This is a genomic window from Parvibaculum sedimenti, assembly GCF_009184905.1.
GTDB lineage: Bacteria > Pseudomonadota > Alphaproteobacteria > Parvibaculales > Parvibaculaceae > Parvibaculum > Parvibaculum sedimenti.
Window position 1 is genome coordinate 97373 of sequence record NZ_WESC01000005.1, and the last position, 12391, is coordinate 109763.

At 62.3% G+C, this 12391-nt stretch carries 15 protein-coding genes; 8 read left to right on the top strand and 7 right to left on the bottom strand.

Annotated features, from left to right (window positions below; all coding sequences use genetic code 11):
- Positions 1-17: 17 nt before the first annotated feature.
- From upp to F2P47_RS06725, 4 genes are all read right to left on the bottom strand, one after another.
- Entirely contained in the window at positions 18-647 is a 630-nt protein-coding gene (upp, locus tag F2P47_RS06710) for a uracil phosphoribosyltransferase (protein ID WP_152215533.1), read from the bottom strand.
- 97 nt (positions 648-744) lie between these two features.
- Positions 745-1431: a VOC family protein gene (locus tag F2P47_RS06715; protein WP_152215536.1), complete on the bottom strand. Its 687-nt coding sequence runs from the start codon at positions 1429-1431 to the stop codon at positions 745-747.
- A 17-nt stretch (positions 1432-1448) separates the two neighbouring features.
- A complete protein-coding gene (locus tag F2P47_RS06720; protein ID WP_152215538.1) occupies positions 1449-2591 on the bottom strand; it encodes a thiolase C-terminal domain-containing protein in 1143 nt (380 codons plus the stop codon).
- A gap of 4 nt (positions 2592-2595) precedes the next feature.
- Positions 2596-3009, bottom strand: a complete 414-nt coding sequence (locus tag F2P47_RS06725) for a Zn-ribbon domain-containing OB-fold protein (protein ID WP_152215540.1) — start codon at positions 3007-3009, stop codon at positions 2596-2598.
- Positions 3010-3139: 130 nt separating this feature from the next.
- Between F2P47_RS06725 and F2P47_RS06730 the strand changes: the two genes are divergently transcribed.
- On the top strand, positions 3140-3451 hold the full coding sequence (locus tag F2P47_RS06730) for a hypothetical protein (protein WP_152215543.1): 312 nt from the start codon (positions 3140-3142) through the stop codon (positions 3449-3451).
- A 16-nt stretch (positions 3452-3467) separates the two neighbouring features.
- Here the strand turns inward: F2P47_RS06730 and F2P47_RS06735 are convergent, their stop codons facing one another.
- Together F2P47_RS06735 and F2P47_RS06740 are read right to left on the bottom strand one after the other, a co-directional pair.
- On the bottom strand, positions 3468-4139 hold the full coding sequence (locus F2P47_RS06735) for a nitroreductase (RefSeq protein ID WP_152215546.1): 672 nt from the start codon (positions 4137-4139) through the stop codon (positions 3468-3470).
- A gap of 11 nt (positions 4140-4150) precedes the next feature.
- Positions 4151-5386: an acyl-CoA dehydrogenase family protein gene (locus F2P47_RS06740; RefSeq protein WP_152215548.1), complete on the bottom strand. Its 1236-nt coding sequence runs from the start codon at positions 5384-5386 to the stop codon at positions 4151-4153.
- 171 nt (positions 5387-5557) lie between these two features.
- Between F2P47_RS06740 and F2P47_RS06745 the strand changes: the two genes are divergently transcribed.
- Positions 5558-6913 (top strand): MFS transporter, encoded by a 1356-nt coding sequence (locus tag F2P47_RS06745; RefSeq protein WP_152215550.1) that lies wholly within the window; start codon positions 5558-5560, stop codon positions 6911-6913.
- A 105-nt stretch (positions 6914-7018) separates the two neighbouring features.
- Positions 7019-7522 (top strand): PAS domain-containing protein, encoded by a 504-nt coding sequence (locus F2P47_RS06750; RefSeq protein WP_152215552.1) that lies wholly within the window; start codon positions 7019-7021, stop codon positions 7520-7522.
- Between the two features lie 18 nt (positions 7523-7540).
- On the opposite strand, the gene F2P47_RS06755 is transcribed toward F2P47_RS06750, so the two are convergent.
- The gene (locus F2P47_RS06755; RefSeq protein WP_152215555.1) at positions 7541-8539 is read right to left on the bottom strand and encodes an alpha/beta fold hydrolase; all 999 of its coding nucleotides are present in this window, start codon (positions 8537-8539) and stop codon (positions 7541-7543) included.
- Positions 8540-8818: 279 nt separating this feature from the next.
- On the opposite strand from F2P47_RS06755, the gene ykgO reads away from it, so the two are divergent.
- The 5 genes from ykgO to F2P47_RS06780 all read left to right on the top strand — a co-directional run bounded on the left by ykgO (position 8819) and on the right by F2P47_RS06780 (position 12380).
- Positions 8819-8944, top strand: coding sequence for a type B 50S ribosomal protein L36 (ykgO, locus tag F2P47_RS06760; RefSeq protein ID WP_152215558.1), 126 nt, complete (start codon positions 8819-8821; stop codon positions 8942-8944).
- Positions 8945-9040: 96 nt separating this feature from the next.
- Positions 9041-9652, top strand: a complete 612-nt coding sequence (locus F2P47_RS06765; protein ID WP_152215560.1) for an HAD family hydrolase — start codon at positions 9041-9043, stop codon at positions 9650-9652.
- A 51-nt stretch (positions 9653-9703) separates the two neighbouring features.
- A complete protein-coding gene (locus tag F2P47_RS06770; RefSeq protein WP_152215562.1) occupies positions 9704-10759 on the top strand; it encodes a saccharopine dehydrogenase family protein in 1056 nt (351 codons plus the stop codon).
- A 13-nt stretch (positions 10760-10772) separates the two neighbouring features.
- Positions 10773-11381, top strand: coding sequence for a tetratricopeptide repeat protein (locus F2P47_RS06775; RefSeq protein ID WP_152215564.1), 609 nt, complete (start codon positions 10773-10775; stop codon positions 11379-11381).
- Positions 11382-11384: 3 nt separating this feature from the next.
- Positions 11385-12380 (top strand): alpha/beta fold hydrolase, encoded by a 996-nt coding sequence (locus tag F2P47_RS06780; RefSeq protein ID WP_152215566.1) that lies wholly within the window; start codon positions 11385-11387, stop codon positions 12378-12380.
- Positions 12381-12391 lie beyond the last annotated feature (11 nt).

Here is a 12391-nt window from a genome sequence, read left to right on the forward strand (position 1 = left end):
TTCCTCTTGGGCGGGGATTACTTCGTTCCGTAGAGCCGGTCCCCCGCATCGCCGAGCCCAGGAACGATATATCCATTCTCGTTGAGATGGCTATCGATGGAAGCCGTAAAAAGGGGCACGTCCGGATGGGCCGCGCGGAATTTCCGCACGCCTTCCGGCGCGGCCAGAAGGCAGACGAAGCGCACATCCTTGGCGCCGCGGCCTTTCAGCAGTTCGACGGCGGCGATCGCCGAATTGGCGGTGGCGAGCATCGGATCGACGACGATCACCGGCCGGTCGCCGAGATCGTCGGGCGCCTTGAAATAATATTCGACCGCCTGAAGCGTCTTGTGGTCGCGATAAAGGCCGATATGGGCGACGCGGGCGGAGGGGACGAGCTCGAGCATGCCCTCAAGGAGCCCGTTGCCCGCGCGCAGCACCGAGGCGAAGACAAGTTTCTTGCCTGCGAGCATCGGCGCTTCCATCTCGACCAGCGGCGTCTCGATGGCGCGGGTCGTAAGTTTGAGGTCGCGCGTGACTTCGTAGCAGAGCAGAACTGCGATCTCGCGCAGGAGCTGGCGGAAGCCGGCGGTCGATGTGTTCTTGTCGCGCATGATGCTGAGTTTGTGTTGAACCAGCGGATGCGTGATGACTGTGACGCCTTCCATTTTCTCTGCTCCTACGCACTTTTCGTCGCATGTCTTTCGCCCGTCAATGGCAGACAGTCTAGCGGAAAATGCCGAGTGCGAGGATTTGGCCGAGCTTTCAGTCGAGAGTGCCCGTTAGTGAGGCACGTTGCGAAATTTCTATCCAGTTGCCGTCCGGATCACGCACAAAAGAGATGCGGGCGACGCTACCGAGCGTCTGGGGCGCAAGCCCCTCTTTTCCGCCACGGGCGAGAATCCCCTCATGTTCCTCGTCGGTCTTGAGGACCTGAACGGTGATGTAGCGAAAGCCCGTGCCTTCCATGCTCGCGTCGGACGGAGCGTTCGGGTTGTTCTCGACGAGGATGACGCTATCGCCGCAGAGGAAACTGTCGCCGCCTGCTTCCGGCACATCGGGAAGCCCAAGCGCAACGGCGTAGAAACGCCGATGGGCAGAGGTGTCGCGCACACCGAGCTTCACGCCGATGCGGGTGATGCCGAAGGTGCCCGGTGGCACCAGCGTGACGAGGTTGCCGTCCGGATCGGTGAGACGCTTCAGGCCGAGAAGACCCTCGCGCGCAATCAGCAATTCGCGATAACCCGCAGGCGGGCGCTCGGCGATGGGGTCGCGGCTCGCATTGATCTTGAGGACGGAGCCCAGAAGATCATGGCGATGCTGCTGGCGACCACCGCCGAGCGGGAGCACATGATCGAAGGGAAGCCCGACTTCATTTTGATAGAAGGCGAGCATCGCTTCGAGATTGTTGGTGAAGAGGCCGACATCGATGCGCGGCTTTGCGAGATTCATGGCGGCCTCTTCTTTCTTTACGGGGCTTCGTTCGAGAAGACGATGGTGCCCGACGCGGCGAACATGCCACCGACGCCATGCGCGATGGAGATTTTCGCGCCCGGCACCTGTGCGGGCGCGATGCCCCGCATCTGCCGCACACTTTCCTGAAGGGCGTACATGCCGTACATGCCGGAATGCATGTAGGAGAGGCCACCGCCATTCGTGTTGAGGGGCAGCTTGCCGCCGGGTGCGGTGTTGCGTTCGCGGATGAAGGCGGCCGCCTCGCCGCGCCCGCAGAAGCCGAGGTCTTCAAGCCCATAAAGCGGCAGATGCGCGAAGGCGTCATAGATCATCAGATGATCGACGTCCTTATGCGTGATGCCCGCCTCCGCGAAAGCCTTTTTGCCGGAGACGCGGAAGGCCTTCGAGGTGGTGAAGTCCTCCATCTGGCTGATCAGCGGCGTCTCGCAAGATTCGCCCGTGCCGAGGATATAGACGGGCTTTTGCGGGAAGTCCTTCGCCCGGTCTGCGCTGGTGAGGATCAACGCACCGCCGCCATCGGTCACGAGGCAGCACATCAGAATCCGGAAGGGCCAGGCGATCATTTTCGAATTGAGAACGTCGTCGACGCTGATCGGATCGTGGAATGTCGCGCGCGGATTCTTCGCTGCCCATTCGCGCTGGATCACGGCGACCATTGCGAGGTCTTCCTCGGTGACGCCCACTTCCTTCATGTAGCGCAGCACGGGAATCGTGAACATGGTCGGCGGCGTCGTGACGCCATAGGGCACCTCGAACTGACCCATCTGGCTTGCCGGATCACGGCTGAACTTGCGAGCGCCGACACGCGAGCGACCGGATTCGGCATGCGTAATGAGAACCGTGTTGCAGAGGCCTTCATTGATCGCCGCCGCCGCGTGGCGGACATGCAGCATGAAGGAACAACCGCCGACGCTGGTGCCGTCGACCCATGTCGGCGTGATGCCGAGATATTGCGCGATTTCGACGGGGCTGTCGCCCGCCGTCGCGATGCCATCAATGTCCTTCGCGGTGAGCCCCGCGTCGCGCATCGCGTTCAATGCCGCATCTGCATGAAGCATGAGCTGCGAGGTACCGAGAATCTTGCCCATCTCGGTCGTTTCGGCTGCGCCGACGACCGCCACTGTTTTCTGCTTCATCGTCCTATCCCTTCGCCGGCTTGAACTTAGGCAGGCTGATCTCGTCGCTCGCCTTCTCGAAAATGACTTCGAGCGGCATGTCGAGTTGGAGCGCCTCCGGCGTCTGCGGGCATTCGATGATATTCGTCATCATGCGCGGGCCTTCTTCCAGGGTCACCACCGCGATCGAATGTGGTTCGGTGCCGAAGTCCGGCCTTGGACGATGATTGATGATGTAGCTGTAAAGTGTCGCCTTGCCCGAGGCCCTGAAGTTCTCGACCTTGCGCGAGGAGCAGGCCGGGCAGAAGGGCCGGGGCGGGAAATAGGTATGTGTGCAGTCGGTGCAGCGTTGAAGCCGAAGCTCGCCTGCCTTGCATCCGTCCCAGAAATGCTGGGTTTCGGGCGTGGGCAGGGGAAGCGGGCGCGGATATTCCGCCATGAAGAACCTCCCTTTTGTGATTATCTCATTGTGGTGAGGATAGACGCGCCGGCAGACCGGGCCAAGGTAATCGGATGAACATCCATCTGATCGTATTTGAGCGGCTTGAAGCTTTGGCCGGAAGGGCTATATGTCGGATATGAGCATCATGCGCCTCGCCAGTTCCATTGCCCTTGCCTTCGCCCTTGCGGGCGTTGCGAGCGCCCATGCCGCAGGGGTAGCCACGCCTGCGGCCTCCACGACCGCTGCCGACATGGGCGGACAGGTGGTGATGAGCAATCTTGCAGGCGGCATGGCAGATCCCGTCCCGCTCTTTGCAAGCCCCTCGGGGCCGGTTCTTTTCGTCATCGGCATGCCCGAGGCGGCGGAGCCCGCAGAGGCCGCACCGCACAGGGCGGCGCCCGCGAAGACCCTCACCACCACCCATATCGGCCAGCGCTGATTATTCCCGATTCCGATTATTCAAATCCGTGGAAGGCCGCGAAGCTCGACAGAGGTTCACGTTCCGAGACGAGCGTGTTGACCGGCGCCGTCTCGTCGGCATAGCCGAGCGACATGCCGCAGACGATGTATTCATCCTCCGGAATGTTGAGCACGCGACGAGTCACGGTCCAGTAATTGTTCCACGCGCCTTGCGCGCAGCTGTCGAGCCCGCGCGACTTCGCGACCAGCATCAGCGTCTGCATGTAGATGCCGATATCGACGAAGCCCATGTAGCCGAGATCCTTGTCGACCGAGAAGATGAGGCCGATCGGCGCGTCGAAGAACATGTAATTGCGGCCCCACTGACGCCAGTTCGCTGACTCGTCGCCCTTGGGAATGCCGAGCAGCGAATACATGTCCTTGCCGAGTTTCCTCATGCGCGAGAGGAAAGGCTCCTTGCGCTTGGAGAGGCGCGGAAATTCCGATCCTGAATCGTCCGGCCCGGTTTCGCGGTGGGCCAGCACCTCCGCCACCAGACGGCGGCGCGCCTCGCCCGTGACGACATGTACTTTCCATGGCTGAACGTTGGTGCCGGAAGGCGCGAGCGAAGCGGTTTCGAGAATTTCATTCACAAGGTCGAGCGGGATCGGATCGGGCCTGAAGGCGCGAATGGATTTACGCGCCCTGAGCGCGTCGTCGATATGCATGGAAAACTGCCTCAAAGTCCGAGCACGGCTTTCGCCATGATGTTGCGCTGGATTTCGTTCGTGCCCGCATAGATCGAGCCGGCGCGATCGTTCAGATATTTCGCGGTGACGGGCCAGCTGTGCTGTGGCCCCACCGGGGATGCGTTGCCCTTGGGCGGCACGAAGCCGGGCACGGGGCCGCCGGGATGCGTTGCATGGGGCTGATAGGGCAGGGCGTAATGCGCGATGGTTTCGAGCGCCAGTTCCGTCAGGTGCTGGGAGACTTCCGTGCCGCGCGTCTTGAGAAGCGAGGATTCCGGGCCCGGCGCGCCGCCCTGCGACAGCGCCGACATGATGCGGTGTTCGGTGAATTCAAGCGCCGTGATCTCGACTTCGGCGCTGGCGAGTTTGCCCGCGAAAGACGGATTGTCGATGAGCCGCGCGCTATCCGATCCGCGTTCCTCCGCCGCCATCGCGCGAATGCGCTTCAACCGCGCATGAAGACCGGGCGCATAGGCATGGCCGCCGCGCTCGAACTCCATCAGATATTTCGCCACCGTCCAGCCCTGTCCGACCTTGCCGACGACATTCGCCTTGGGAACCTTCACGTCAGTGAAGAAGACCTGGTTCTGGATGTGCTCGCCTGACAGCATGATCAGCGGCTCGACCTTCACGCCGGGCGTGTCCATGTCGATCAGCAGGAAGGTGATGCCGCGCTGGGGAATGTCTTCCTTCGATGTGCGGACGAGGTTGAAGATGCGGTTGGCGTAATTCGCATGCGTCGTCCATATCTTCGAACCGTTGCAGAGGAAATGGTCGCCCATGTCCACGGCGCTCATCTGCAGGCTGGCGAGATCGGAGCCTGATCCGGGTTCCGAATAACCCTGACACCAGAAATCCTCGCCCGAGAGAATGCGGGGCAGGTAATACGCTTTCTGCTCCGGTGCGCCGTGGCCGATCAATACGGGGCCGCACATGCCGACGCCCATCGGCGACAGGGGCGGAGCGCCCGCAGTCGCAAATTCGCTGGCAAAAATGTAATGCTGCATGACCGTCCAGTCGCAGCCGCCATATTCGACCGGCCAGGCGGGGGCCACCCAGCCCTTTTCATAAAGCGCCCTGTGCCAGCGCATGGTCGTGTCGTAATCGGCATAGACGCTGGTCATCAGCTTGCCCGTCTCGCGCAGGTCGGGCGTCAGCTTTTCGTCGAGAAAGCGGCGTACTTCGTCGCGGAACGCAGAATCCCGCGCGCTGAGTGATAAGTCCATGAGTCCCCTCCCCGGGTATCGAATGTCTTTTGCCGGAGGTTAGGGCAGACGGGCAGGATGACAAGCGGCGATCCGTCAGTCCGGCACACAAAAAGTTGAACGCACCCATTGGCGCCGCTCCGCAATTCACGTAAATGAGGCTGATATCCCAAAGGCCCGGCAGAGGCCCCCATGACGACAGAGGAAACCGCCGCGACGGCAAAGCCGCTCCCGGCCAGTTCGGCAGCATCATTCTCGGATGGCAGCGTCACCACGCCCGCGGAACGAAAACGCGCCTTTCAGATACTTTTCCTTTGTCAGCTCGCAGGCGGCATGGGGCAAACGCTCGTCTATGCCGTCATGCCACCCATCGCGCGGCGCCTGGGCATGAGCGAATTCGAGACGACGATGATCTATTCGCTGTCGTCTTTCCTCTGGATCGTGACCAGCCCCTTCTGGGGGCGGCGCAGCGATGTTGTCGGCCGCAAGCCGATCATGATGATCGGTCTTCTCGCCTTCGCGATCTCGACGACCATCTTCGCCACGCTGGTGCTCGTCGGGCTGCAGGGCTGGATTCACGTCAGCCTGCTTTTTCCAATGCTGCTGGTTGCCCGGTCGATCTTCGGCGGTCTGGGTTCCGGCAACGGCTCCGCCGCGCAGGCCTATGTCGCCGACCGCACCACGCGGTCGGAACGCGCCTCGGGCGTCGCCTCGCTCGGCGCGGCCTTCGGCATCGGTACGGCCATCGGTCCTGGCGTCGCCGCTGCCTTCGCCGTCATCCATGTCGTCGCGCCGTTCTATGCCGTGGCCATACTCGGCTTCGTCAGCGCCGGACTCATCTGGGTCTATCTGCCCGAACGCATGCGGCCCACAAACCGCGTGTCGGAACGGCAGGGGCGAAAAACGGGGCTGAGATGGTACGACCGGCGCGCGCTGCCCTGGGTTGCGATCAGCATCACGCTGAGCTTCGCCCAGTCGATCGTGATGCAGCTCTGCGCTTTCTATTTCATCGACATGCTGCATCTAAAGCTCGATGACGCGACGCAGATGGTCAGCGTCGGTCTCATGGCCATGGCGATTGCGGCGCTCTTCGCGCAGATCGGCTTGATCCAGCGCTTCAATCTTTCCATTCAGTGGCTGTTGCGCTGGGGCGCGATCATTACGATTTTTTCCTTCATCGGACTGATCGCGGGCTTTTCCTACGGAATTCTCGTAACCGCCTTGACGCTGTCCGGCCTCGGCTTCGGCCTCCTTCGTCCCGGCCTTCAGGCGGGCGCCTCTCTCTCCGTGTCGCATCGCGATCAGGGCGCTATGGCTGGATTCATCGCGGGCACATCCGCGACGGGCATGATCCTCACGCCCTTCATCTTCCTGAACTCGTTCATTGAATACAACGTCTATGAGCGCATGCACCAGGCGCCCTTCATTGTCGGCGCACTGCTCGTAGCAGGTATTCTCGCCTTCGCGCTCTTCCATCCCTCAATGCGCGACATGCAGCAATCGGCGGACGATCACGAAGATGAAGAAGAGGGCATCGGCATTCAGTAGCGCGCGTGCGGGAATCCACGAGCGCCAGATCGATATATTCCTGCTATTGTAATTTCATATTGAAATGCGATTGCGAGAGTCGATGTGGCGTTTGACGATTTGTTGATGCGGATTTCCAATAAAGCATTGCGCGATGTGGCGATCCATTGGAACGAGGCGCGTGGGCAGCGCAGAATGCCGGGATGGTCGGACATAAGTCCGCGCGCGATTGCTCGGCATCTGCCGCTGATCTGGTCGTGGAAATACGACGCTCTTGCAGATGTTTTTATCGGACGTTTGGCCGGCGAAGAGATCGTTCAGGCCTTCGGCGAGAACCTGCGGGGCAAGACCGGCGAGGAGTTTTTCAAGAATCGCGGCGGCGAAGTCCTTCTTGCCCGTCATCGGCGCGTCGTGACGGAACCCGCCATCTATCATGGTCAAGGCGCCGTCTTCGCCCATGCGCGCCGGATCGTCATGGGGGAACGGATCATTCTGCCGCTCGCCGAGGACGGTGAAGAAGGCGACGGCATTCTCGGCGTAACCATCTATAACTTCACGGACGCCGGGGATGATGGCGGAACCTCCCGCGAAGACTACGCCGCCGAGAAGGGGGAGTTCATCCCCCTTTGACCCGGCTCCGTTGCCCTATCAGCGTTTGACGGGGCCGAGCGATCCTTGTGCTTCCCATAGCGCCATCATGGCAGCGACGCCGCTCGCAAAGGCGTGGGGCTGGTCGAGCATGATGTGGTGCTGCGCGCCCGGAATGGCAAAGACCGGCTTTTCCGGTGCCAGTTCGCGCAGGAAGGCGATACTCTCCGGATCGTAATCCTTGCTTTCGAGGCCGAACATTGTCGCGGCGGGGCAGGCGAGGTTCTTGTAGATATCCGAATGATCGTCGCCCATGCGCAAGCCGTTGAACATTTCGGCATCGAACTTCCACGTCCAGCCGGCCTCGGTGGAGGGGCGGCGTCCGGGATTCTCGCCGATCTTCACCTCGCGGAGGCTCAGGCCGCCGATATAGTCAACGATGAAGCCGTTGGCGCAGGGTTGAAGCGGAGCAAGGCGGAACCGCGCCTTCGCGGTCTCGTAATCGGGATAGATGCGCGTCGGCCTGCGGAGCGGATCGTTGAGGAACCATTCGCGCACCGGTGAACGCACAGTGAAATCGGCGAGAAGGAGTCCGCCGAGCTTCTCGCTGTAATGCTTGCCGGCAATCAGGGTGACGAAGCCGCCGAAGGAATGGCCGACCACGACGGGCTTCGGTCCCAGCCCGGCATTGAGCGCTACCTGGCCGATCTCATGCGCGAAGCTCTCGCGCGAATAGATTGTGCGCCAGTCGCTATCGCCCATGCCGCCGAGGTCCATGGCGGCGACGTTGTAGCGGTCGGTCAGCAACGGCGCGATGAAGGAGAACCATTCGGCATGAGCGCCATTGCCGTGCACGAAGAGAATGCCCGGCCGGTTCGGATCGTCATTGCCCCAGCGCAGGTAGTGGATGCTCGCGCCGTCGACGGTCAGCCGCCGGCTTTCGCGGGGCGCGGCCAGCGCTTCGCGGAACCAGAGCGGTTGGTGACGGATGACGTCTTCCTCCGGGATGGACCGGACGGCGGGGTCAGTCAGATAGGTGTTGGGCTTTTCGAACGCCATGGGAACCGGATATGCTTGGCGGGTGCCAAAGTGACGCCCGCGCCATTTTCGAATTGATTCATGATCTAGCCCGATTTTCCGGCCGGGGAAAGCCGCAGGCTGGAGCCATTTTCGGGGCAAGGCTCACAGGAGCCGAAAGGCCCCAGCTTCCAGTTGACAGGAAAGGGGCGGGCCCTTAGGTTCCGCGCCAATCCAAGGGCGCTCCGGGGGACCGGAGGCGGGGCCATTGTTGGCCGATCGCACCGCCCCCATCCGAGACAAAGCGCCCGAAGGTTTATCATGAAGATCCGTAACTCATTGAGATCGCTGCGTAATCGCCACCGCGACAACCGTCTCGTCCGTCGCAAGGGCCGCATTTACATCATCAACAAGACGAATCCCCGCTACAAGGCCCGTCAGGGCTAATCGGGGAACGGCGCGCATGGGCCCGCTGGGCTTCGCGCTTGTTGTCGAACAAAGGCCGCGCCTCAGGGCGCGGCCTTTTCGTTTTGGGGACCACCGGTGAGCGGAATTGATACGGTTGTCTTCGATCTCGGCAATGTGTTCTTCCAATGGGATCCCCGGTACCTCTACCGGCAGGTCTTTGCCGACGAAGCCGAGATGGAGCATTTCCTTGCCCATGTCTGCACTCTCGATTGGCACCTCGCCCACGACTACGGGGTCCCCTTCGAACAGAATGCGGCAAGGCTCAAGGAGCACCATCCGGACCGAGCCGACCTCATCGATATGTGGCGAGCTCGCTTTCACGAGATGATTCCCGGCCGCGTTCCCGGCATGGAGCCCCTGGTCCGGTCGCTCAAGGCGCGGGGCCTCGGGCTTTACGGCCTCACCAACATGCCGACGCCTATCTTCGCGGAGTTGCGCCTTCGCTTTCCCGAGTTCGATCTGCTGGAGGAGACCGTTGTCTCCGGCGATGAGGGGGTGGTGAAGCCCGATCCGCGCATCTTCGAAATCCTGATCGAGCGGACGAGCCTCGTGCCCGAGAGGGCGCTCTTCATCGACGATTCGCGCCGCAATGTGGATACGGCGGCGAAGCTCGGCTTTCATACCCATCATTTCGAGAGTGCAGGGGGCCTGCATGCGGATCTCTCAGCGCGCGGACTCGTCGGCTGAAGGAAACAGGCTATAGTCGGTGCATCGTCGAAGCAGGGGAGACGGTGAGCGATGACAGCCAGGTTCATGATCTATGGAGCGACCGGGTATACGGGCAAGCTCGTCGCCCGCACGGCCAAAGCGCTCGGCATGCAGCCCTTGCTCGCGGGGCGCAATGAAGCGCGGCTCAAATCGGTCGCCGGCCAGCACGGTTTCGAATATCAGGCCTTCGGGCTCGACGACACGGCGGCGCTCACCTCCGCACTTTCGCAGGTCGATGCGGTGCTGCACATCGCCGGGCCCTTCGCGCACACCTCGAAGCCGATGCTCGATGCCTGCATCAAGACGAAAACCCATTATCTGGACATTACCGGCGAGATCGACGTGTTCGAAGCCTGCGCGGCACGCGACGCCGAGGCGCGGGAAGCGGGCATCATGGTTCTGCCCGGCGTCGGCTTCGACGTCGTGCCGAGCGATTGCCTTGCCGCGCATATGAAGGCGCGCATGCCCGATGCGGTGGAGCTGACGCTGGCAATTGCGGGCCTCGGCCACATGTCGCGCGGTACGGCGAAGACCGGCGTCGAGAGCATCGGCCTTGGAACGCGGGTTCGTCGCGAGGGCGAGATCGTCTCGGTTGCGAAGCCGCCGCGTCGCGACTTCGATTTCGGGCAGGGACCGAAACACGGTATCGCGATCGGTTGGGGCGACGTTTCGACCGCCTACCACTCGACCGGCATTTCGAACATCACCGTCTTTTTCGAGGCGAGCCCCCAGCTTGAGCAGATGGCGAATCTGGGCGGCTTCAAGCGCTGGCTTGCCAGTCGCGCCTTCATGCAGAAGCGGCTCAAGGCGCGGATCGATGCCCAGCCCGAAGGTCCCACCGATGCCGAGCGCCGCGCGGGCAACGCCGTTCTGCTCGGCGAGGCGGTGAACGCGGCGGGCGATCGGGTGGTTTCGAAGCTCCAGACGCCGGAAGGCTACACGCTCACCGCGATGACGAGCCTCGAAACCGTGCGGCGGGTGCTTGGCGGCCAGTTCCAGCCGGGCTTCCAGACGCCGTCGCGGGCCTATGGCGGCGACTACATTGCAGAATTCGATGGCTGCACCTTGCAGGATCTGAACAACTGAGCATTCCCGCCGAATGAGCCGCCTTTTCATCACAGCCGCTCTCGCCTCGCAGCTTGCGTTGTGCGGCTCCGCATGGGCGGCTAGCCTGCCCGGTGAGCAGTCGCCACCGCCGCAAGCGGAACGACCGGAGGCGCCGGATCGCGAAGCCGTTCTCAACACGCTTTTCGACAAGCTTGCCCATGCGAAGAGCGCCCCGGAGGCGCGCGGCATCGAAAGCGCGATCTTCGCCCTCTGGATGGAATCGGATAGTCCCAGCGTCGATCTGCTGATGGGCCGGGGCGTCGATGCCCTTCAATCGGGGGAGTTTGACCGCGCGCTTTTCTATTTCAACGAAGTCATTTCGCTCGCGCCCGATTATGTGGAGGGCTGGGACAAGCGCGCTGCCGTCTACATCCTGAAGGATGATTACGCTTCAGCACTGAAAGACATCGAACGCCTGCTGAAGATCGAACCGCGCCACTTCGGCGCCATGGGCGCGCTCGCCATTATTCTTGAAGATCTGGGCGACAAGAAAGGCGCGCTCGATCTCTATCGCCGCGCGCTGAAGATCGATCCGTGGCTCGATGGCGCGGCGGACGCGGAAAAGGCACTTGCTGTCGATGTCGAGGGTCGGGGGATCTGACGCATGATCCTTCTCGAAATCCTGCTCGGTCTGGTCGTCGCGCTTGGGCTTTATTCGGCTCTTTTCGCGGCGCGGGTCGAGCGGGCCTATCCACCGCGCGGTCGTTTTGTCGAGGTCGATGGAACGCGCATCCATTACGTCGAGGCCGGTCCTGCGGAGCCCCAAGGCGCGCCCATCGTTCTGGTGCATGGCGCGAGCGGGAATGCGGGCGACATGGTCGCGAGCCTGATGCCGGTGCTTTCGAAGCGCTACCGCGTCGTCGCCTTCGACAGGCCGGGGCATGGCTGGAGCGAGAGGCCATCAGAGGGCGATATCAGCGATCCCGCTGCGCAGGCGCGGCTCCTTCACGATGGGGCGACGAAGATCGGCCTCGATAGGCCGGTGCTCCTCGGTCATAGTTGGGGCGGGGCGGTGGCGACCGCCTGGGCACTCGACTTTCCCGACGATCTTTCTGGTCTTCTGGTGCTGGCGGGCGCGACCCATGTCTGGGAGGGCGATGTCGCCTGGTATCACCGGATTGTCGCCACGCCACTCATCGGCGCGGTCTTTCTTCGGTTGCTGACTGTGCCGGGTGGATTGCTTCTTTCAAGGGCGAGCGTCAGGGGCGTCTTCGCGCCCGATGCCGCGCCTGAAGGCTACGCGCAGCGCATCGGCCTTCCCTTGTTGTTCAGAGCTGGACATTTCCGCGCGAACAGCACGGATTCAGGCCGCTTGCGCGAGCATCTCGCCCGCCAGAGCCAGCGCTATGGAGAAATCCGTGTGCCGACGATCATCGTCACCGGAAATCGCGACAAGGTGGTCTGGGCAAAGCTCCATTCCTATGCGCTGCACGATCAGATCAATGGTTCCGAACTCATCAAGCTCGTCGGCGTCGGGCACATGCCGCATTACGTTCGACCCGATGTCGTGATCGACGCGCTGGAACGCCTCGCCCGACGCGAGCTCCCAAGGGCCGGAACGCATGTCGTGGAACCCGAAGCGCCGGTGGCGATTTTCTGAAAGCTTCTGCA

Coding starts and splice junctions, on each gene's coding strand:
- upp (WP_152215533.1), bottom strand. CDS start 647: ATGGAAGGCGTCACAGTCATCACGCATCCGCTGGTTCAACACAAACTC.
- F2P47_RS06715 (WP_152215536.1), bottom strand. CDS start 1,431: ATGAATCTCGCAAAGCCGCGCATCGATGTCGGCCTCTTCACCAACAAT.
- F2P47_RS06720 (WP_152215538.1), bottom strand. CDS start 2,591: ATGAAGCAGAAAACAGTGGCGGTCGTCGGCGCAGCCGAAACGACCGAG.
- F2P47_RS06725 (WP_152215540.1), bottom strand. CDS start 3,009: ATGGCGGAATATCCGCGCCCGCTTCCCCTGCCCACGCCCGAAACCCAG.
- F2P47_RS06730 (WP_152215543.1), top strand. CDS start 3,140: ATGTCGGATATGAGCATCATGCGCCTCGCCAGTTCCATTGCCCTTGCC.
- F2P47_RS06735 (WP_152215546.1), bottom strand. CDS start 4,139: ATGCATATCGACGACGCGCTCAGGGCGCGTAAATCCATTCGCGCCTTC.
- F2P47_RS06740 (WP_152215548.1), bottom strand. CDS start 5,386: ATGGACTTATCACTCAGCGCGCGGGATTCTGCGTTCCGCGACGAAGTA.
- F2P47_RS06745 (WP_152215550.1), top strand. CDS start 5,558: ATGACGACAGAGGAAACCGCCGCGACGGCAAAGCCGCTCCCGGCCAGT.
- F2P47_RS06750 (WP_152215552.1), top strand. CDS start 7,019: ATGCGGATTTCCAATAAAGCATTGCGCGATGTGGCGATCCATTGGAAC.
- F2P47_RS06755 (WP_152215555.1), bottom strand. CDS start 8,539: ATGGCGTTCGAAAAGCCCAACACCTATCTGACTGACCCCGCCGTCCGG.
- ykgO (WP_152215558.1), top strand. CDS start 8,819: ATGAAGATCCGTAACTCATTGAGATCGCTGCGTAATCGCCACCGCGAC.
- F2P47_RS06770 (WP_152215562.1), top strand. CDS start 9,704: ATGACAGCCAGGTTCATGATCTATGGAGCGACCGGGTATACGGGCAAG.
- F2P47_RS06775 (WP_152215564.1), top strand. CDS start 10,773: ATGAGCCGCCTTTTCATCACAGCCGCTCTCGCCTCGCAGCTTGCGTTG.
- F2P47_RS06780 (WP_152215566.1), top strand. CDS start 11,385: ATGATCCTTCTCGAAATCCTGCTCGGTCTGGTCGTCGCGCTTGGGCTT.